Raw genomic sequence first — 17883 nt, 5'->3', positions numbered from 1 at the left:
GGACTTGGTGTGGTGGGCGGTGTGCTGACACACGCACACCGCGCCTGGCGAAAGTGAGCGAAGCTCGCCTATTCGTCCTTGCCGCGCGTGATCGCGATGGACGCGTCGGTCTTGGTGCGGGTGCATTCCATGTTGAGCCGACGGTAGCGCATGACGACCTTGTCGCCGCGCAGCAGTCCCATCCGCTTCAGGCAGCGTGTCGCGCCCGTCGTGGTGTCGTCCTTGGTCACGGTGAACACGATCGCCGCCGTCGACCCCACCAGCGCAAGGAACTCCGGCGTCGGCTTGCGATCGCCCTTGGCAAAAAGCTCGATCGAATATTTGTCGCCCCGGCAACCCACGGACAGCTCCTTGGCCGCCGGATGCGAGAGGTAGACGACGTTGGCGGCCCGGAAATTCACCTTGAGGCGCTCGACCTGGCTCGACAGTTCCTTGGCGCTGTCGTCGCAGCGGTCCGCGCGGGCGGGCGAGGCGAGGGTCACAAGGCCGGTGATGGCGGCGGCGACCAGGATCGCGCCGCGGACGTGCAGTTTGAAAATCATGATGAAAAGCCCCTTGGAGGGCGCATTCAAGCGTCGGTCAGCGCGAAGCGCAAGGGTGGGTGGTGGCCTTTCCACGAGCCGTGCCGATGCCCAGCCGAACCCGCGCCGAACTATCCCATGCGCGCCACTCCCTTTCTTTTCCGTCCGAAATGCGCTTAGAACGCTTCTATGCTTAGAGGCCCGCGAGGGCTCCAAAACCCCGAGATTCGCCCCATGAACGCTCCCACCGCCTTCCCTGACCCCGCAAAGCCCGTTCCGCCTTACAAGCACACCCCGCTGTTTCCGCTGGGCAAGGACGAGACGCCCTACAAGAAGATCACGGCCGAGGGTATCAGGGTCGAGAAGGTGCTGGGCAAGGACATGCTGGTGGTGTCGCGCGAGGCGTTGCGGGCGCTGTCGGAAGCGGCTTTCGGCGACATCAACCACTATCTGCGGCCCGGCCATCTGAAGCAGCTCCGCGCCATCCTGGAGGACGGCGAGGCCAGCCCGAACGACAAGTTCGTCGCGCTGGATTTTCTGAAGAACGCCAACATCGCGGCCGGTGGCGTGCTGCCGATGTGCCAGGACACCGGTACCGCGATCATCATGGGCAAGAAGGGCTGCAACGTCATCACCGACGGTGACGACGAGGCGGCGCTGTCGGAGGGCGCGCGCGATGCGTATCTGCGCCGCAATCTGCGCTACTCGCAGGTCGCACCGCTCTCGATGTACGAGGAGAAGAACACCGCCAACAACATGCCAGCGCAGTGCGAGATCTACGCCGAGGGTGATGATGCCTACAAGTTCATGTTCATGGCGAAGGGCGGCGGCTCCGCCAACAAGAGCTTTCTGTTTCAGGCGACGCCCTCGGTGCTGACCAAGGACCGGCTGCTCGCCTTCCTGAAGGAAAAGATCCTCACGCTCGGCACCGCGGCGTGCCCGCCCTATCACCTCGCCATCGTGATCGGCGGCACCTCGGCCGAGCTCTGCATGAAGACGGTGAAGCTGGCGTCGGCGCGCTATCTCGATGCGCTGCCGACCCACGGCTCGCCCGACGGCAACGCCTTCCGCGATGTCGAGATGGAGCAGGAAATTCACAAGATGACGCAGTCGCTTGGAGTCGGCGCGCAGTTCGGCGGAAAATATTTCTGTCACGACGTGCGCGTGATCCGCATGCCGCGTCACGGCGCCTCGCTGCCGATCGGGTTAGGGGTGTCCTGCTCGGCCGATCGTCAGGTGCTCGGCAAGATCACCAAGGACGGCGTCTATCTCGAGGAGCTCGAGCACAATCCGGCGCAGTATCTGCCTGAGGTCGAGCAGTCGCTCGGTGGCGAGGTCGTCAAGATCGACCTCAACCAGCCGATGAAGGACATTCTGGCGACATTCTCGAAATTCCCGATCAAGACGCGGGTATCGATGACCGGCACCATGATCGTGGCGCGCGATAGCGCGCATGCCAAGCTGCGCGAGCGACTGGAGAAGGGCGAGCCGCTGCCGGATTACTTCAAGAACCACCCGGTCTACTATGCCGGCCCGGCCAAGACGCCCGAGGGCTATGCCTCCGGCGCATTCGGCCCGACCACCGCTGGCCGCATGGATTCCTTCGTCGACCAGTTCCAGGCCGCTGGCGGCTCGATGGTGATGGTCGCAAAGGGCAACCGCGCGCCGGCCGTGCGCGAGGCCTGCAAGAAGTATGGCGGCTTCTATCTCGGCTCGATCGGCGGTGCGGCGGCGAACCTCGCCGAGCATTGCATCAAGAAGGTCGAGGTGCTCGAATATCCCGAGCTCGGCATGGAAGCGATCTGGCGCATCGAAGTGGTCGACTTCCCGGCGTTCATCATTGTCGACGACAAGGGCAACGACTTCTTCAAGGCGTTGAATCTGGGCTGAGCTTTCACACCACGCTTACTCGTGGGCGATTGTGGATAAGCCCCCACAGGAAACCGTCATGCCCGGGCTTGTCCCGGGCATCCACGTTAGTGCCGCCGGTAAGACCGTAGATGGCCGGGACAAGCCCGGCCATGACGACGCGGAAGCTTCGACGTCTAACTGCAATTCGTGACCTGGTTGGAGCACAGCGAACGCCACCAGCCGCGGACGCCGTCCTGGCTTTCGACGAGGCCCCAGAGGCCGCTGCAAGCCAAGATGCGCTTCGGGCCGCCGTCAGTGTCGATGGGGCCGCCGAGTTCGCGCTGGGCCGGCATCCACTTCGCATCGACGAAGGGCGCCTGGAAAAGTCCGCCCATGCGCGTCGCGCCGTTGGCGTAGGAAGCGCCGATCTTGTTCGAGGCGACCCAGCCGCGTCCGGCATAGGGTTTTGGCGCATTGCGTGGATATCTCTTCTCGTCCTCGTAATTCTTGCCCGGCGGCTTGGCGCCTTCGATCAGAAACCAGCCGTCCTTGAATCCGACGACGCGGAATTCGGTGAGCCAGCCGCCGTCGGGCGTGTTTTCGGCGCCGCCGAGCTTGAGCCGGTAGGGCGGCGGCAGGGTGCCGAGCAGACGCGCTTTCACCGAGGGCCCGGCGCGCACGTTGAGGCCATCAGGATCCTTGTCGATGGACCAGGCGCCGAGATCGCAGGGTTCCGTGCCTTCAGGTAGCGCCATGCGCTTCGCGGCGAGATCGGCATGCGGTTTTGCGAAATCGGTGTCGTCGTTATCGGAATCGGGCCCGGTGCGTGGCTTCAGTTCGGCTGAGATCGCGCGCGCCGCATCCGCCTTCAGCGTGACGACGAGGGCCTGTCGCGCAGCGAACACGCTTGCCGGCGTTTTCGGATCGTTCGATGTTGCGGGATAAACGGCGAGGTAGCCGGTCGAACCATCGGTCCGGTAGGCTGTGCCCGCGACGTAGCCCGCGGGCACCATGGCGAGCGCGCTTGCGCGCCACGCCGGTTCGGTGTCGTCCGCGCGCGCCGCTTGTGTCGCGGCGCACAGGATGGTTGCCGCGATGAGACGGAGCACGCGCATAACGTTGCGCGGCTTAGGCGCGAGCGCCTGTGAACGGAAAGCTGCCCATCGGGCCGATGCCCATCTCGCCGCTCATGCTGTCGCCGGAAACCGTTCCGATGAATTCGAGCGTGAGCGGCATCGGATTGGTGATCGAGACCTTCCAGTTGACGGCATGGCCGCTGACGGTGCCGTCGAAAATCTCCGCGGTATCGCCTTCCGCGCCCTGCACGCCCGTGAGCGTGCCGCCGGCGGCCTTCAGGTTCAGCGTCGCCTTGCGTTCGCCCATGGGCGTCGTCATGGTCAGAATCCAATTGCCGTCCACGGCCATTCGTGTCTCCCAGTTTTTTCCCGGCGCCTCGCGACAATCCGCAAGTCTGGCCAAGGACGCCTATAGCCCAACTCGGGTAGGGTGCCTAACGCTCTCTTTGACGCGGCCTCAAGCTCGGACGGCAGCGCGGATGCGGCTGCCGACCAGCAGGCGGAAGACAACATACTGGATGGCAAACGCGGCGATTTTCGCGCCGATCAGGACCACCGAAATATAGAAAGCCCACAGCTTCATGTCCCCTGTCATGGCGACCGCGACGGTCCCCGCGGCAAGCACGAACATCAGCGCGGCCCAGGCGTAGCCCGCCACCGTGACGTATTCCGGAATGGTCTCGGTCACGATCGCGGGCAGATAGCGCAGCATCCAGCCGCGCTTGAGCATGATGAAGCCGATCGCGACATGTCCGATCGCAGGCTTGGCCAGCACGAAGCGCGGGTCGCTGGTGAGCAGCGTTGCGCTACCGAGCACGATGACGAGGCCAAGGCTTGCCCACGTCATGTAGCCGAGCGTCTGGCCCTTGATCCGCGACCAGGCCACCTGGCCGATCGCGCCGAGGATCGCGATGGCGGTCGCGAGGATGACGTTGTCGGTCGCCAGATAAATCACCAGGAAGACGATGGTGGAGAGGAAGTCGGAGACGAGCCGGCGGAATACGTCTTTCATCGTCTGTCCTGTTTTCAATGGGTGTGGGGCAGGGCCGTGGCGGGCGCAGCATATTTGATCTGGCGATATTCGGGATACCACTTTGTGAAGTAGATCGCGCTGTTGCGGGCGGCGAAGGCGACCGCAAGACTCGACCAGAGCGGCAGGCCGGGGAAGTAGAGCAGGGCGATGTTGGCGGCCGCCATCAGCAGCGCGGCTGCGGTCCATGCACCGGTGATGATGTAGTTGGCGGTGAGGAAGCCGGGTAGTGCGGCGGTTTCGGCGGGAACGGTTTCAATCGCATATTGCAGCGTGAACGGACGGCGCACCAGCAACGAGCCGAGCGAGATCACGAAGATGCCGATATCGACCGCCAGCTTGACGCCGAGCGTGCCCAGCGCCGGATCGACCAGGCCGAGGTAGAGGCCGATTGCGGCGAACACGATCGCCGAGCCCGCGGCCAGGATCTTCACCGAACGGCCGCGCGCGACATCGACTGCGACGGTCGCGAGACAGATCGCGCACGCGGCGAATACGCTTGAAGTGGCCGACGTCACGAGCATTAGCAAAGTGTAAGCGCCGTAGGGCGCAAGGATCAGGAAAATCGCCATGGGACGCCTCGGTCGGGCTAATCTTTACGATGTAAAGATCATTAGCGCGGCGAGGATCTCCGGTCAAGCGGAATCTTTACAGTGTCAAAATGGCGTAAGTGACTTCCAAAAAATGAAGTGCTGCAATGGCTTGGTCGGATGCTTCCTCGGCCAATTCCGCCCAGGGCAAGTGCGACACGATCGGCAGCGCGGCGCCGATCAGGAGGCCGATGGCGACCAAAATGCCGCCGTTGAAGATGGTCGTGCCGCGGCGCATCTGGAATGCGAGCGCGGCGCCGGCGAGGGCGAGGAGGGCGAGGCAGTCGACGGCGATCGAGGGGATGTGCATGTGAGGCTCTCTGCATCTGCGATGTCATCGCAGGGCTCGCACCAAGTGCCGCGCCCCTGAATGACGGCCGCTATTCCGCCCTCACCCAATTGCCGTGAAGGCCATCCGGCACGCGATGCCCGAGTTGCACCAGCGCGACGGGGCCGGCCTCGACGTCGGTGGCGTTGAACACGGCGAGGTCGCTGCGGTTCTCTCGCGCGCGCCAGATCAGTGTGAGCAGCCAGCCGTCGCCTTCGGCGGCGTCCCGTGATCGCTCGACGAACACGGGCTCGGAGATGGTGTCGCCAGCGGGCAGCAGATAATGGCCGAGCCGCCTGCCGTTGCCGTCGACATGGACGAGGCCCGACAGCGCGCCGAACATCGGCAGCCGCGGATTGGCGCAGGCGTACCAGCCGTGACGGCTCTTCAGTCCGGCGCGGCGATCGTCGATGCGCGGGAATTCGCCGGTGAGATCGTCGAGATAAGTCTGCTGGAAACGCTCGGTGTTGCCCGAGAGATCGAACGTCCAGCGGCAATGGCGGGCGCGCGACTTGTCCGGATCCGTCGGCCGGCCGTCTGGATGCGAAAACAGCGGCGCTTCCTCGAATTGCATGACGTCGGCGAAGATGCGATTGCCGTCCTCCCATGCATTCATGACGTGAAAGACGTAGCAGGCCTCAGCTCGGAACCAGACGATGTCCTTTGCCGTGCCGTCGCGCTTCATCACGCCGACATAGGCGCCCTTGTCCGGCTCCCAGGCATAAGGCGGCCGTCCGCTCATCGCGCGCTCCATGCTGCCGGTGATGGGCAGGATCGGAAACAGCACGTGGTGCTTGGTGACGATGAAGTCATGCACCATGCTGGCATAGGGCGCCTCGAACCGCTCGAAGCGCGTCGCCTTGCCGGAGGCGTCGATTGATCCATAGGAGAGGGCGGAGGTCAGCGGTCCCGCGGCATTGTAGCCGAAGAACACCAGCTCGCCGGTGACCGGATCGATCTTCGGATGTGCGGTGAAGCTGCCGGCGACGCGGCCGTGATAGTTGTGGTAGCCGCGCGTCGCTAGCGTGCCCGGCTCGATCTCGGTCGGCAGATGCGCTTCTTCGAGCGCGAGCAGCTTGCCGGCGTGGAAGATGATGTTGGTGTTGGCGACGCCGCCATCGGTGAGGTTTTGTGGCGCATCCGGCAGCTTGCGCCCGAAGCCGCCGAACAAGGCGCGGCCGGCATCGTGCTCGGCCAGCCATTTCGGCGTGCGGACCCAGCGGTTGCGATAGCTGGCGCGGCCGTTCTCGAGATGGAAGGCATGCAGCATGCCGTCGCCGACGAACCAGTGCGCGCCGGGAGAATCGAACTGCGGATTGGGGCCGTTGCGATAGAGCGTGCCGTTCAGATCGCGCGGCAATTCGCCGACGATCTTCAGGAAGGGCGCGTCGGCCTCGAATGGAATCGGCCCGAGGTTATCGCGGCGTCCGATGACGGCGTCCTGCTGCACGGCGTATCCTCCCAATCTTTACATCGTAAAGATCTGATAGTCTTGCGCGCAGCTCCGGTCAAGTGAAATCTTTACACTGTCAATATCGCGTCATATAGCTTGTCCCATGGCCAAGAACGAGACCAAGAGCGAAACCAAGAGCGAAACCAAGAGCGAAACCGCGCGCCGTCCGCGCACTCCGGGAAAGACATCGCCGGCAGTGGGCATGCCGGCGCGTTCCGCGCGACGGCCGGCGGCTGCGAAGGCCGAGACGCCCTATCATCATGGTGCCCTCCGCGAGGCGTTGCTTCAGGCCGCCGAGCGGGTGCTGGAACGCGACGGGCTCTCCGGCCTGACATTGCGCGCGGTGGCGCGCGAGGCCGGCGTCTCGCATGCGGCACCCACGCATCATTTCGGCGATCTCACGGGTCTTCTCAGCGAGCTCGCAGCGGTCGGCTTCCGCCAGTTCAACGCGGCGATGGCCTCGTCCTGCGATGCCGCGACCACGCCGCTGGAGGCCGCGCTGGCGCGGCCGAAGGCCTATGTCGCCTATGCGCAGGCGCATCCCGGCATGTATGGCATCATGTTCCGCACCGAACGGCTCGATTACTCCCGGCCCTCGCTGCATGAGGCGGCCGAAGCCTCCTTCGCCGGACTTGCCAACGCCATCGGCATGATGCGGCAAGAGCAGATCAGCGGCGATGCACTGACGCTGAATCAGGGCGCCGCCATCGCACGCGCCTGGTCGCTGGTGCATGGCTTCACCATGCTGCTGCTCGATGGTCGGCTCGAAGATATTTTGGGACGTCTGCCAGAGGGCACGACGGCCGAACGGCTACTGGAGGCGATGCTGACGGCGCCTGTGACCACGAAACTTCCTGTCTAGCGGACGTCTGACCGGCGAATCCCTAGCGCACCGTCGCCAGTTCGACCGCGCGGCCGCGCGTGCCGATGATCTTCACCTCGTCCTTGCCGCAGGTGAAGCTGCGGGCGACATCGTGGGCGGCCTTGCGGGCGAGCTCATTGGCGTTCGGATTGGCGATGGCATCGACATAGGCGACGTGGCAGACCGGTCCCGGCGGCAACCGGGTCACCACCAGCATGGCCTTGGTGTTCGGACGACCCTGCTTGTCGCGGTCGGTGCCATCCGCGATGTGCCAGCGCTGGATGATCGCGAACGGCTTTGCGTCGGCGGTGCGCCATTCGACGGTGGTCTCCGATGAATTGAACGGCGCGAACCAGACCTCGGCCGCCGGTTCCTCGGCGGCCAGCTTGCGATTGCGGCCGACCGAGACGATTTCGCGCAGGTCGTCCTCGGCAATCAGGACGACGAGACCGTTCTTGCCGGGGCATACCGGGGTGGTGCTGCCGTCGAGCTCGCTGGACTTGCCGATCTGACGGCAGTCTTTCGGCGCGGTCGAGGTGTAGCTGCTGCCTAGCGATTGGGCGGCGACACTGTCCAGGCCGATGCAAGTCAGCAACACGGCCAGGCACAGGGCAGCGATGCGGATCATGATGGTGTCTCGATGCGAGCGGAACCTCGTTGCATCAGACGTCTTGATTGTGGGCAAGGTTCAAATGGAAGCGGGATAGACCTGACAGCGGCGCGGAATCGTTCTAGAAGGGCGGCTTCGCTTGGGGCATCGGGCCTCGTTCGCGTCCTCATTTTTCTCGATCATGCCAGCCATCGCATCCCGCAAATCCTATCGTGTCGGCCGTTCCAAGACCGGACTTGGCCTCTTCGCCACCATGCCGATCAAGAAGGGGACCCGGATCATCCGTTATTTCGGACCGATCCTGGACTCCAAGATTCCTGCGCATGACGAGATCGAGAACAAATACCTGTTCGAGCTCAACAACCGCTGGACCATCGATGGCTCGGTGCGCAAGAACCTCGCGCGCTACATCAACCATTCTTGCCGGCCCAACGCCGAGTCCGACGTGCGGCCGCGCGAGCGCAAGGTCTTCATCCGCGCCATCAAGAACATCGAGCCGGGCGACGAGATCAACTACGATTACGGCACCGACTATTTCAAAGCCTATCTGAAGCCGATCGGCTGCAAGTGCCCCTCCTGCGAGAAGAAGCGCAAGAAGCTGCGCGCCGAGGCGCGCGCCGAACGCGCCAAGGTGAAGGCGCGCGCCGAGCGCAAAGCGCAGAAGCCGGGCGCGAAGGGCCCTGCGACCAAAAAGAAAAAGCTGAACGGCAAGCACTTCGGCGGCAAGGTCGGCCGCGCCCGGGCGTAGCTTCCGCTCTCGGATCCCGGCTCTGCGCCGCAGCTGCAAAAGCGCTGCGGCGCGCCCGGGACACGAGAGGCTCACGCCGCCACCACACTCCCGCTCTTCCGCAATCCGACATATTGCAGCTCGGCAAACACGCCGGTCGCAATCGCCTGCGCGACGACCATGAGCTCGCCGGCGAGATTCGGTGACACCGCGCCCGAGAGCAGCAGTGCGATGCTGCCGACCGTCCAGGCCGCGTTGCCGACCACGACCAGCAGCACGAGCGGTTTCGGCACGGAGGCGCGCGAGGCAAGCCAGCCCACCAGTGCGGTGTAGACGATCAGGAACAGCCCGGTCTCGCGCAGCAGCGCTTCGGGCAGGTTGAACAGCGCCGCGAACGCGCCGGCTCCGAAGGTGAAGCCGATCGCTGCGACGCCGCTGAAGATCGCGTCGGCGAGCAGTGCGCGGCGGAGGAAGGTGGATGCGTCGATCATCTTGGGTCTCCATGGTTGGGGTGGGCTCGGGGTGAAACTCAGTGCAAACAGCGCCACCAGGCGCGAAGCAGGCGGGCGAGGCGGAACGGGCAGAGGCTTCTGCCGACGCTGTGCTCGAAGGCTGTGACCTGCGCGACGACATAGTCGCCGGTCGACTGCACCAGCGGCTCCGGCATGTTGAGGCTGCGCGCCAGCATGCGGGTCGCGAGCGTGACGGCCCAGGGAACGATGTGGTCCGCGATGGTCCGGTACAGCAGCAGCGCGATCATGGTCATCTCCTGTTGCGACCGAAGATGCACCGCGCCGGGGACCAATTCGATTACCTCGCGGGTAATGGAAGGGCCGAAATCCGCATGCTAGGTTTTCGACCATGAACGCACATGCTTCCACGGCGCAGGCCGAACGCAGCCAGCCGGTCCATATCGGCGACCATTTGCGCGAATGGCGGCAGCGCCGCCGCATGAGCCAGCTCGATCTCGCCGGCGAGGCCGAGATCTCGGCGCGGCACTTGAGCTTCGTCGAGACCGGACGCGCCGCGCCCTCGCGCGACATGGTGCTCAGGCTCGCCGAGCGTCTCGACGTGCCCTTGCGCGAACGCAACGTGCTGCTGGTCGCCGCCGGCTATGCCCCGGCGTTTCCGCAGCGCCCGCTGGAGGATCCGGCCTTGAAATCAGCCCGCCAGGCGATCGACCTCGTTCTCAAGGCGCATGAGCCCAATCCCGCGCTCGCGGTGGACCGGCACTGGAACCTGGTCTCCGCCAACCGTATGGTGGCGCCGCTGCTCGACGGCATCCCTCAGCGGCTGCTCGGCCAGCCCTTCAACGTGCTCAGGCTCGCCTTTCACCCGGAAGCGCTGGCGCCGCGCACGGTCAATCTTGCGGAATGGTGCGGGCATCTGCTCGAGCGGCTGCATCGGCAATGCGAGGCGACGGCCGACCCCGAGCTGATCAAGCTTTACAACGATCTCAAGAGCTATCCCATTCCGGCGCGCTCGGCGCCGCTGTCGAGCGACAACGTCGCGATCCCTTTCAAGCTGCGCCACGGCGGCGAATTACTCAGTTTCTTCTCCACCACCATGGTGTTCGGCACGCCCGTGGACATCACCCTGTCGGAGCTGGCGCTGGAGACCTTCTTCCCGGCCGACGAGCGTACCGCCGAATGGCTGAAGCAGACGGCGGCCGGATTGCGATAGCGGCGTTTACAGGCAGAAGCGGGCCCCGCATAATCTGTCGATGGACACCCGCTCGTCCCGAACAGTTCGGCCGGCCAACCCCGCCGGCGATCTCCTGCGCGCCTGGCGCGTGCGCCGTGCGTTGAGCCAGGCGGAGCTGGCGTTCGAGGCCGACATTTCGGTCAAGCATCTGAGCCATGTCGAGACCGGCAAGGCGGCGGCAAGCCGGGAGATCCTGCTGCAACTCGCATCCGCCCTCGATCTGTCGCTGCGTGACCGCAATGCGCTGCTCGAGGCCGGCGGCTTCGCACGGCAATATGGCGAGCGCGATCTTGCCGCGCCGGAGCTTGCCGATGCACGGCGGGCCATCGATCTTCTGCTCCGGCGGCACGAGCCGTTTCCCGCGATCGTGACCGACCGGCGCTGGAATGTGATGCAGGCCAACCGCGCGGCCTCGCGCCTGATGACAATGCTGCTCGGCCCTGAGCGCGTGCAGCGGCCGCTCAACCACATGCGCATGTTCCTAGCGCCGAACGAACTCAAGCCGTTCGTCGAGAACTGGCCGGCTTTGGCGTCAGCGCTTCTATCGCGCGCGCGGCATGAGGCGATGGCCGCGCCGCTCGATGAGGCCCTGCAATCGACCTGGCGCGAACTGTTGCGGCTGCCGGAGCTTCCGGCGCCCGAGATCGAGGACAACGCGGTGCCGGGGCCGCTCTGCGAAGTGCGCCTGCGCAAGGGCGATGTCGGCATCGGCCTGATCGGTGCTGTTCTCACCCTCGGCACGCCGCAAGACGTGACGCTCCAAGAGCTTCGCGTCGAGATGTTCATGCCGGCGGATGCCGCGTCCGAGGCCGCCCTGATCGCGCTTGCGGCTCAGGACGCTTGAGCCTGAGCGGCGTCACGCCGCTCGAAGCTCATGGCCTGCATCACCTCTGCAAACGGACCTTTGCGATCGCTCAGTGTCGCCGCGGTCAGGCCCGCGCCATTGGCCCCGACGCGCGTGGCGGCGCGGATCAATATCCATTCGCCCTCCGGTGGACGGAAGAAGTAAAGGCTGATCTCGGGATTGATGAAGGTCCAGTTGCGCATGTCGACGATCTGCGCGACGCCGCTGGAAAAGTCCGCGGCCTGCACCGCCTGGAGCAGCGGCGTGTTCGGCTCGCCCTCGACCAGCGGCGCATCGAGCCGCATCCAGGCCGCAGCCGGGCCGGGCTTCTCCAACGCGCCCTCGATCAGCCGCACCGACACATTCTGGAAATAGCGGCTCCATTTCTGCACGAAGGCCGGCGGTGCGGTGCCGATTTCGGGTCCCTTGTCGGTCGCAGCCGGCTTCGCGAACGGATCGACGGGCGACTCACCACTCTGCGCCGTCAGGAGCGCCGTGCAACGACCGATCTCGGTCTCGCCGTCCATCAGCCGCACCTGCACGGTCTTCGCCTTGCGGCCGTCGCGCAACAATTCGGTGGTGGTCTGGAAGACGCGCAGGCTCGCCGGTCGCCAGAGGTCGAAGGTCAGGCGCCGCACCGCAAAGCCGGATTCGGCGGCAAGACGCTCGACGTCGCGCGTCATCAGCGCGGTGGTGGCGCTTCCCTGCAACATGTCAGGCGACCACGGGCCGCCGGCATGCTCCGTGGCCCGGAACTGCTGGCCTTCCAGCTCGAAAATGGCGGTCATCGCGGTCTCCCGTGGTTCGTTCCTGGCCGCGAGTATCGGGGCGGAAGACACCGGTCACAATAACCGCAGAGGTGAAGTCGTGAGCCATGCAGGACCGGCGGCTTGCGTCGCCTCCGGTTCGGCTTATCTTCGGGCGAACTCGCACCGCCCGAAGGAGGCACCATGAGCACCCTCAAACCGCTCCAGATCGATGTCGTCTCCGACGTGGTGTGCCCCTGGTGCTATATCGGCAAGCACCGGATCGAGAGTGCACTGGCGCTCGTGCCCGACGTTCCCGTGAAGCTGAATTTCCGCCCCTTCTTCCTCAATCCCTGGGTGCCGCGCGAGGGCATCAGCCGCGAGGCCTATCTCACCCAGAAGTTCGGCTCGGTCGAGGCCTATAAGGGCATTGCCGGGCGCGTCGTCGCGGCCGCGGGCGAGGAGGGCCTCGTCTACAAACCCGAGCTGGTCGCGCGCCAGCCCAACACGACCGACTGCCATCGCCTGATCCTCTGGGCCGAGGCGATCGGCAAGGCGCCCGAGATGAAGCAGCGCCTGATGGAGCTGTACTTCCGCGACGGCGGCGATCTCACCGACGCGAACGTGCTGGTGCAGGCGGCCGCCGATGTCGGCCTCGATGCCGACGATGTGCGCAAGCGCCTCGCCACCGACGAGGACGTGGCGCGCGTGTCGGCCGACGCGCAGGAAGCCGCCGAGAAGGGCATCTCCGGCGTGCCGACCTATGTGTTCGCACAGAAATACGCCGTCTCTGGCGCGCAGGACCCGAACCTGCTCGCCCGCGCCATCCGCGAGGTCTCGGCGGAGATCAACGCGCAGGCGGCGGAGTAGGCTATTTGCGGAGCCGGCGGACTACGCGTCGCGCGGCCTCGTGCGCGGCGTTGAGACCGACCAGCGCTCCGTGAATGAGCGCCACCACCGGATCGTTTCGCCGCAGCGGGATCAGCACGTCACCGACCGCGAAGCGTCCCCGCCAGAACGGATTGATCATCGGGTGGTCGGCGCTCGCCGTGGAATCCGCACTGGCAATGGCGGAATCGGCGCAGAGATGGCGGGTGAGGTCGAGCGTGAGCTGCACGCCCGGCGAATATTTCGCAAAGTTTTCGTCGATGCCGAGCTTGAAGAAGAAGGCGCGGTCCTGGTGGCGCAGCACGATGCCGGCGGCGATCGGCGTTTTGCCAGCGCGCAAGGTGATGATCTCGCATTGCGCGGTCTCGGCCAGCGCGAGAACCGCGCGCCGGATGAAGGTGGCATCGCCGGCATGCTGGACCAGCGCGGTGCCGCGCTTGCCCTTCCAGCCACTGGCTTCGAGCTGCAGGAATGTTTCGAGCGCCGGCCGGATCTCATCCGGCTTGCGCGCGACTTCGAACGCGACGGCGCCATGCTCTTCGAGACGATGGCGCAGGCGGCGCAGCTCCTTGAGCTTTTTGGCACCGAGCGCGTCGCGCAGCACCGTCTCGCCATCCTGCGTCGCGTCGAGGCTGGCGCGCATGTAGGAGCCGAGGATGCGCGGCTTCAGGCCGTCGCGCTCGAGAACGTCCTTGAGCGAATTCATCGCCGCGCCGTCGAGCGCGACGTCGGTCAGCACGAGCGCATGCGCGCCGGCCTCGCGCGCCTGCTGTAACAGATGCGCGGCCGCCTCGATCGGGGCCTCGCGGTCGATCAGCGGGCTGCACAGCGTGCCATAGGGATGTGCGCTCACCAGTGCGGGCAGGGGGATCTTCCAGGCGCGCCAGAGCGAGATCACCGGCATCAGGCCGATCAGCCGCGCCGAAGAACCGTCGAATGCGGGAAGCGCCGCGGCATCCGTGCGGCCGCGTGCGGTCGCGCTGACGGCGAGTGCCCAGCCTGGCAGATAATATCCGTTCGGCTCGACCGCCCGCTGGGCGAGCGCGCGCCAATGGCCCGGGTCGATCGCCGTGAGCGGGACGAGCGCGCGGGTTGCCGCGGCATGCTTTGCCGATGCCGGATTGATCGCAGCCTGGTGCGCGATGTCGACCACGTCCCGTCGTTCCCCGTTCAGGAGGCATGCTTAGCGCAAAACATTGGAAAATACCGTTGGGACGCCGCTTCAATTCGAGTGGTAGTATTAACGTCTCATTGAGCATGCGGATGCTCGGCGGCCGGACGCCCCGATGGATACGCCAGACTTGCTCTCGACCCGGAGAATCATGATGGTCGCCACGCCTTTCACGCCGATTGCGTCGCTCCTTGGTGGCGCGTTGATCGGCCTGTCCGCCGTGCTCCTGATGTGGGCGACGGGCCGGATCGCAGGTGTCAGCGGCATCGCGGCGCGGCTGTTTCCGCCTTACGAGGATCGCCAGTTCGCAGGCCGGCTCGCCTTCGTCGCGGGCCTCACTGCCGCGCCCATCCTGGTGCGCATCGTCACCGGAAGCCTGCCGATGCAAACGATCGCAGCGGGAACACCGGTGCTGATTGTCGCGGGCTTGCTCACCGGCTTCGGCGCGGTGTGGGGCAGTGGCTGCACCTCGGGCCATGGCGTCTGCGGTCTGTCGCGGCTCTCGGTGCGCTCGCTGGTCGCGACCCTCACCTTCATGGCGACTGGCATCGTCACGGTCTTCGCGATGCGGCACGGGAGTTGAGCCGATGGCAATTCTTGTTCAGTTTGCGATCGGCCTGATCTTCGGCCTCGGGCTCATTGTCTCGGGCATGTCGAATCCGGCAAAGGTGCTGAATTTTCTCGACGTCGCCGGTAGCCCCGCAGGGACGTGGGACGCGAGCCTCGCCTTCGTGATGGCCGGCGCGGTCGCGGTGACCTTCATCGGCTTCAGCCATGTCTTGAAACGCCCGCGCCCTGTCCTCGCCGAACGCTTCTACGTTCCGACGCGACAGGACATCGATCTCAGGGTTGTCGTCGGTCCCGCGATCTTCGGCATTGGCTGGGGGCTGGCGGGATTCTGTCCCGGACCCGCGCTCACTGCGCTCGGTTTCGGTTCGACCTCGGCCTTCATCTTCGTCGCGGCGATGTGCGGCGGCATGATGCTTGCGCGCTTCATCGCGAACCTTCCCTCGTCGTCGCACGCCACCGCCGACTGATCCGCTCGAAACATGATGGAGGCGGGACCGGCCGAGCTGTCTCGTCCGATCCCGCCCATCATGACTTCATCGATTACCAGCGGTCGCCGACACCCACGCCCACGCTGACACCCGGCGTGCGGATGCCGACGCCGGCGCGCGGGCCGTCGTCCCAGTCGCGATAGGTACGGCGCTCGTAATAACGCTCGCGCGGCATGGTGGCGTAGGAGTCGCGCACGACCACGCGCGCGCCCCGACGGGAGCGATAGCAATTGCCGGCGTCATCGCACACCAGCCGCACCTCCTGAATGAGATCGGGGTTGGCGTATTCGCTGGTCGTGTAGACGTCCGCCGCCTTCGCGCCACTCGCCGCGGCGAGAGCCCCGACGCCGGCCAGCAGTGCAATTGTTAAAGTCCTCATCCTGTCCTCCTCCGAAACTGCCCTCGGCGGTAACAAGAAGGGGAGGCCATGATCGTTCCGGGCGAATCGCAGGTTTTTCCCGGAACCCGATCGCGCGTTGGCGTGATTGTTCCTAGTTAATCGAAGGCGCAATCCGCCTTGTGTTTCAAACGGGACGGCGGATTGCGCTTCCGCCTTCGCTCGTCGGCGGACAAGTCGCTAATCTGTCCCACGGCTCATTGCCTCTGCCCCTGATAAAACCTCACCCGGTAATCCTGCGGCAACACATTCAGCCGCCGCCGGAACGCGCGCCGCAAATGCTCTTCGCTTTGGAATCCAGCGCGCGCAGCGATTTCCTTGATGGGGGCAGCGGATTCTTCCAGCGCCCGGCGGGCAGCCTCGACGCGAAGCTCTTCCACCGCCTTGCCCGGCGTGCGGCCGGTCTTTTGCCGGAACACCCGCGCGAAGGTGCGGGGGCTCATGCCGACTCTTTCGGCCAGGCTCTCGACACGCAAATCGCGGCGGAGATTATCCTGCATCCAGGTCGAGATGTTTTCAAACGCGCTGTCTTCGGACGACTGCAGGGTTAGCGGCACGCTGAATTGGGCCTGCCCGCCGGGGCGCTTCAGAAACACCACCAGCCGGCGTGCGATACGCATGGCTTCGCGGTGGCCGAGATCATCTTCCAGCAAGGTGAGCGCCAGATCGATGCCAGCCGTCACACCCGCAGACGTCCAGATTCCGCGGTCGTGCACAAAGACCGGATCGACCAGAACCGAAACATCAGGGTATTGCGCCTTGAGCAGGTCGCAGGAGCCCCAATGGGTCACCGCACGTCGCCCGTGAAGCAGGCCGGCTGCAGCCAGGACAAAGGTGCCGGTGCAGATCGAGCAGACACGTCTGGCCTTTGGCGCAGCCAGACGAAACCAGTCGACCAGTGCGGCCTCCGCAGCGGCACGATGAACGCCGGGCCCGCCGCCGACGAGGAGCGTGTCGATGTTCGCAGGGCCGCAGTCGGAGAGGGAGGTCGTCATCACCTCCAGGCCGGACGAGGTTTTGACCGGTCCGCCTTTCAACGAGCATATCTGCCAGACATAGGGCGCACGGCCGGGCTCTGATGTTTCGCAGGCCAGCTCAAAGGCCTGCAGCGGCCCGGCGAAGTCGAGCAGCAGGCAATCCTCGAACAGGACGAAGACCAGACGGCGGGCAGGAGCGGCATGGGCCATGAAAGGGGCCTTCTCGGGGAGTCTTGGCAGGAAATGCGTGTTTAATGACGTTTCGGCAAACCCGCCGGCCTGTCAACCTGCACCTGTTCAACAGAGAGGTGCTGCATGTCCGGCAAGCGGATCGAGATCGGAATTCTGTTTTATCCCGGAATGACCCAACTGGATGTCACCGGGCCCTTCGAAGTCTTGGCCCGCCTGCCGAACGTTCGCGTGCATCTGCTCTGGAAGCGTATCGAGCCTGTCGTCAGCGACGTCGGCCTGCCGCTGCTGTCGACCACGACGTTCGCCGACTGCCCTGACCTGGACGTATTCTGCATCGGCGGCGGACCCGGCATGGTCGAGATCATGGACGACGATGAGGTGATCGCGTTCGTGCGCGACAAGGGCGGGTCCGCCCGCTACATCACCTCGGTTTGCGCGGGCTGCCTGGTCCTCGGCGCCGCCGGCCTGCTCGACGGATACCAATCGGCCTGCCATTGGCTGATGAGCGACCAGCTCGCCGCCTTCGGCGCCGTCGCGGTCGACGAACGCGTCGTGATCGACCGCAATCGCATTTCCGGCGGTGGCGTTACCGCCGGCGTCGATTTCGGCTTTCAAGTCGCAGCCGAGCTGTGCGGCGAGGACGTCGCGAAGAACCTCCAACTGATGCTGGAATACCAGCCGCAGCCTCCGTTCGATATCACCGTGCAGAATGCGCCGCCGGAAGTGATTTCCCGGATGCGGACTGACGCCGAACCGTGGCTGCGCAAGCGCGCGGCGGCAGTGCAGAAGGCGGTCGCAAAGCTCAAATCGAATGCGAAGACGGCTGCTTGAGCGATTGGTTAGACGGCCGGAAACATT

22 protein-coding genes and 1 pseudogene are annotated in these 17883 nt (G+C 65.2%); 9 read left to right on the top strand and 14 right to left on the bottom strand.

Annotated elements, in window-relative coordinates:
• Positions 1-68 precede the first annotated feature (68 nt).
• Positions 69-542, bottom strand: coding sequence for a hypothetical protein (locus QSV46_RS30870; protein WP_314960510.1), 474 nt, complete (start codon positions 540-542; stop codon positions 69-71).
• 213 nt (positions 543-755) lie between these two features.
• On the opposite strand from QSV46_RS30870, the gene QSV46_RS30865 reads away from it, so the two are divergent.
• Positions 756-2411 (top strand): fumarate hydratase, encoded by a 1656-nt coding sequence (locus tag QSV46_RS30865; RefSeq protein ID WP_314960508.1) that lies wholly within the window; start codon positions 756-758, stop codon positions 2409-2411.
• Between the two features lie 155 nt (positions 2412-2566).
• Here QSV46_RS30865 and QSV46_RS30860 read toward each other — a convergent pair whose 3' ends face one another.
• The 6 genes from QSV46_RS30860 to QSV46_RS30835 form a co-directional block, all read right to left on the bottom strand.
• On the bottom strand, positions 2567-3487 hold the full coding sequence (locus tag QSV46_RS30860; RefSeq protein ID WP_314960506.1) for an SH3 domain-containing protein: 921 nt from the start codon (positions 3485-3487) through the stop codon (positions 2567-2569).
• A 13-nt stretch (positions 3488-3500) separates the two neighbouring features.
• Positions 3501-3797, bottom strand: a complete 297-nt coding sequence (locus QSV46_RS30855) for a hypothetical protein (protein WP_314960504.1) — start codon at positions 3795-3797, stop codon at positions 3501-3503.
• Positions 3798-3905: 108 nt separating this feature from the next.
• A complete protein-coding gene (locus tag QSV46_RS30850) occupies positions 3906-4460 on the bottom strand; it encodes an inner membrane-spanning protein YciB (RefSeq protein WP_314960502.1) in 555 nt (184 codons plus the stop codon).
• Between the two features lie 14 nt (positions 4461-4474).
• Entirely contained in the window at positions 4475-5050 is a 576-nt protein-coding gene (locus QSV46_RS30845) for a hypothetical protein (protein WP_314960501.1), read from the bottom strand.
• A 76-nt stretch (positions 5051-5126) separates the two neighbouring features.
• A complete protein-coding gene (locus QSV46_RS30840) occupies positions 5127-5378 on the bottom strand; it encodes a hypothetical protein (RefSeq protein ID WP_314960499.1) in 252 nt (83 codons plus the stop codon).
• Between the two features lie 70 nt (positions 5379-5448).
• A complete protein-coding gene (locus QSV46_RS30835) occupies positions 5449-6846 on the bottom strand; it encodes a carotenoid oxygenase family protein (protein ID WP_314960497.1) in 1398 nt (465 codons plus the stop codon).
• A gap of 106 nt (positions 6847-6952) precedes the next feature.
• Here QSV46_RS30835 and QSV46_RS30830 point away from each other — a divergent pair, with 106 nt between their 5' ends.
• The gene (locus QSV46_RS30830; RefSeq protein WP_314960495.1) at positions 6953-7711 is read left to right on the top strand and encodes a TetR/AcrR family transcriptional regulator; all 759 of its coding nucleotides are present in this window, start codon (positions 6953-6955) and stop codon (positions 7709-7711) included.
• Positions 7712-7733: 22 nt separating this feature from the next.
• On the opposite strand, the gene QSV46_RS30825 is transcribed toward QSV46_RS30830, so the two are convergent.
• Positions 7734-8339, bottom strand: a complete 606-nt coding sequence (locus tag QSV46_RS30825; RefSeq protein ID WP_314960493.1) for a hypothetical protein — start codon at positions 8337-8339, stop codon at positions 7734-7736.
• A 163-nt stretch (positions 8340-8502) separates the two neighbouring features.
• Between QSV46_RS30825 and QSV46_RS30820 the strand changes: the two genes are divergently transcribed.
• Positions 8503-9069 carry an SET domain-containing protein gene (locus tag QSV46_RS30820; RefSeq protein WP_314960491.1) on the top strand — a complete coding sequence of 189 codons (567 nt, stop codon included), beginning with the start codon at positions 8503-8505 and terminating at the stop codon, positions 9067-9069.
• A gap of 71 nt (positions 9070-9140) precedes the next feature.
• Here QSV46_RS30820 and QSV46_RS30815 read toward each other — a convergent pair whose 3' ends face one another.
• On the bottom strand, positions 9141-9539 hold the full coding sequence (locus QSV46_RS30815; protein ID WP_314960490.1) for a hypothetical protein: 399 nt from the start codon (positions 9537-9539) through the stop codon (positions 9141-9143).
• Between the two features lie 38 nt (positions 9540-9577).
• Positions 9578-9808 (bottom strand): hypothetical protein, encoded by a 231-nt coding sequence (locus QSV46_RS30810; RefSeq protein WP_314960488.1) that lies wholly within the window; start codon positions 9806-9808, stop codon positions 9578-9580.
• 101 nt (positions 9809-9909) lie between these two features.
• Here QSV46_RS30810 and QSV46_RS30805 point away from each other — a divergent pair, with 101 nt between their 5' ends.
• Positions 9910-10731: a helix-turn-helix transcriptional regulator gene (locus tag QSV46_RS30805; RefSeq protein WP_314960486.1), complete on the top strand. Its 822-nt coding sequence runs from the start codon at positions 9910-9912 to the stop codon at positions 10729-10731.
• 40 nt (positions 10732-10771) lie between these two features.
• Complete coding sequence (locus QSV46_RS30800; protein WP_314960485.1) at positions 10772-11596, top strand: helix-turn-helix transcriptional regulator; 825 nt, start codon at positions 10772-10774, stop codon at positions 11594-11596.
• On the opposite strand, the gene QSV46_RS30795 is transcribed toward QSV46_RS30800, so the two are convergent.
• Entirely contained in the window at positions 11584-12384 is an 801-nt protein-coding gene (locus tag QSV46_RS30795) for a thioesterase family protein (RefSeq protein WP_314960483.1), read from the bottom strand. The two genes, QSV46_RS30800 and QSV46_RS30795, sit on opposite strands and share 13 nt — an antisense overlap.
• 162 nt (positions 12385-12546) lie before the next feature.
• On the opposite strand from QSV46_RS30795, the gene QSV46_RS30790 reads away from it, so the two are divergent.
• The gene (locus QSV46_RS30790; RefSeq protein ID WP_314960481.1) at positions 12547-13212 is read left to right on the top strand and encodes a DsbA family oxidoreductase; all 666 of its coding nucleotides are present in this window, start codon (positions 12547-12549) and stop codon (positions 13210-13212) included.
• A gap of 1 nt (position 13213) precedes the next feature.
• Here QSV46_RS30790 and QSV46_RS30785 read toward each other — a convergent pair whose 3' ends face one another.
• Positions 13214-14383: a GNAT family N-acetyltransferase gene (locus QSV46_RS30785; protein WP_314960480.1), complete on the bottom strand. Its 1170-nt coding sequence runs from the start codon at positions 14381-14383 to the stop codon at positions 13214-13216.
• Positions 14384-14555: 172 nt separating this feature from the next.
• Here QSV46_RS30785 and QSV46_RS30780 point away from each other — a divergent pair, with 172 nt between their 5' ends.
• Positions 14556-14984, top strand: a complete 429-nt coding sequence (locus QSV46_RS30780; protein ID WP_314960623.1) for a YeeE/YedE family protein — start codon at positions 14556-14558, stop codon at positions 14982-14984.
• Positions 14985-14988: 4 nt separating this feature from the next.
• Positions 14989-15454 (top strand): annotated as a pseudogene (locus QSV46_RS30775) (DUF6691 family protein).
• A gap of 57 nt (positions 15455-15511) precedes the next feature.
• Here QSV46_RS30775 and QSV46_RS30770 read toward each other — a convergent pair.
• Positions 15512-15838 carry a hypothetical protein gene (locus tag QSV46_RS30770; RefSeq protein ID WP_314960477.1) on the bottom strand — a complete coding sequence of 109 codons (327 nt, stop codon included), beginning with the start codon at positions 15836-15838 and terminating at the stop codon, positions 15512-15514.
• Positions 15839-16053: 215 nt separating this feature from the next.
• A complete protein-coding gene (locus QSV46_RS30765; RefSeq protein ID WP_314960474.1) occupies positions 16054-17043 on the bottom strand; it encodes a GlxA family transcriptional regulator in 990 nt (329 codons plus the stop codon).
• Positions 17044-17148: 105 nt separating this feature from the next.
• On the opposite strand from QSV46_RS30765, the gene QSV46_RS30760 reads away from it, so the two are divergent.
• Positions 17149-17856 (top strand): DJ-1/PfpI family protein, encoded by a 708-nt coding sequence (locus QSV46_RS30760; protein ID WP_314960473.1) that lies wholly within the window; start codon positions 17149-17151, stop codon positions 17854-17856.
• The last annotated feature ends 27 nt before the right edge of the window (positions 17857-17883 follow it).

Source organism: Bradyrhizobium cosmicum (assembly GCF_032290525.1).
Taxonomy (GTDB): Bacteria; Pseudomonadota; Alphaproteobacteria; order Rhizobiales; family Xanthobacteraceae; genus Bradyrhizobium; species Bradyrhizobium cosmicum_A.
This window is presented reverse-complemented; position numbering and strand designations above follow the sequence as displayed.

Bases quoted from the DNA above. Each gene is read 5' to 3' on its own strand.
- QSV46_RS30870 (WP_314960510.1), bottom strand. From the start codon at position 542: ATGATTTTCAAACTGCACGTCCGCGGCGCGATCCTGGTCGCCGCCGCC.
- QSV46_RS30865 (WP_314960508.1), top strand. From the start codon at position 756: ATGAACGCTCCCACCGCCTTCCCTGACCCCGCAAAGCCCGTTCCGCCT.
- QSV46_RS30860 (WP_314960506.1), bottom strand. From the start codon at position 3,487: ATGCGCGTGCTCCGTCTCATCGCGGCAACCATCCTGTGCGCCGCGACA.
- QSV46_RS30855 (WP_314960504.1), bottom strand. From the start codon at position 3,797: ATGGCCGTGGACGGCAATTGGATTCTGACCATGACGACGCCCATGGGC.
- QSV46_RS30850 (WP_314960502.1), bottom strand. From the start codon at position 4,460: ATGAAAGACGTATTCCGCCGGCTCGTCTCCGACTTCCTCTCCACCATC.
- QSV46_RS30845 (WP_314960501.1), bottom strand. From the start codon at position 5,050: ATGGCGATTTTCCTGATCCTTGCGCCCTACGGCGCTTACACTTTGCTA.
- QSV46_RS30840 (WP_314960499.1), bottom strand. From the start codon at position 5,378: ATGCACATCCCCTCGATCGCCGTCGACTGCCTCGCCCTCCTCGCCCTC.
- QSV46_RS30830 (WP_314960495.1), top strand. From the start codon at position 6,953: ATGGCCAAGAACGAGACCAAGAGCGAAACCAAGAGCGAAACCAAGAGC.
- QSV46_RS30825 (WP_314960493.1), bottom strand. From the start codon at position 8,339: ATGATCCGCATCGCTGCCCTGTGCCTGGCCGTGTTGCTGACTTGCATC.
- QSV46_RS30820 (WP_314960491.1), top strand. From the start codon at position 8,503: ATGCCAGCCATCGCATCCCGCAAATCCTATCGTGTCGGCCGTTCCAAG.
- QSV46_RS30815 (WP_314960490.1), bottom strand. From the start codon at position 9,539: ATGATCGACGCATCCACCTTCCTCCGCCGCGCACTGCTCGCCGACGCG.
- QSV46_RS30810 (WP_314960488.1), bottom strand. From the start codon at position 9,808: ATGATCGCGCTGCTGCTGTACCGGACCATCGCGGACCACATCGTTCCC.
- QSV46_RS30805 (WP_314960486.1), top strand. From the start codon at position 9,910: ATGAACGCACATGCTTCCACGGCGCAGGCCGAACGCAGCCAGCCGGTC.
- QSV46_RS30800 (WP_314960485.1), top strand. From the start codon at position 10,772: ATGGACACCCGCTCGTCCCGAACAGTTCGGCCGGCCAACCCCGCCGGC.
- QSV46_RS30795 (WP_314960483.1), bottom strand. From the start codon at position 12,384: ATGACCGCCATTTTCGAGCTGGAAGGCCAGCAGTTCCGGGCCACGGAG.
- QSV46_RS30790 (WP_314960481.1), top strand. From the start codon at position 12,547: ATGAGCACCCTCAAACCGCTCCAGATCGATGTCGTCTCCGACGTGGTG.
- QSV46_RS30780 (WP_314960623.1), top strand. From the start codon at position 14,556: ATGGTCGCCACGCCTTTCACGCCGATTGCGTCGCTCCTTGGTGGCGCG.
- QSV46_RS30770 (WP_314960477.1), bottom strand. From the start codon at position 15,838: ATGAGGACTTTAACAATTGCACTGCTGGCCGGCGTCGGGGCTCTCGCC.
- QSV46_RS30765 (WP_314960474.1), bottom strand. From the start codon at position 17,043: ATGGCCCATGCCGCTCCTGCCCGCCGTCTGGTCTTCGTCCTGTTCGAG.
- QSV46_RS30760 (WP_314960473.1), top strand. From the start codon at position 17,149: ATGTCCGGCAAGCGGATCGAGATCGGAATTCTGTTTTATCCCGGAATG.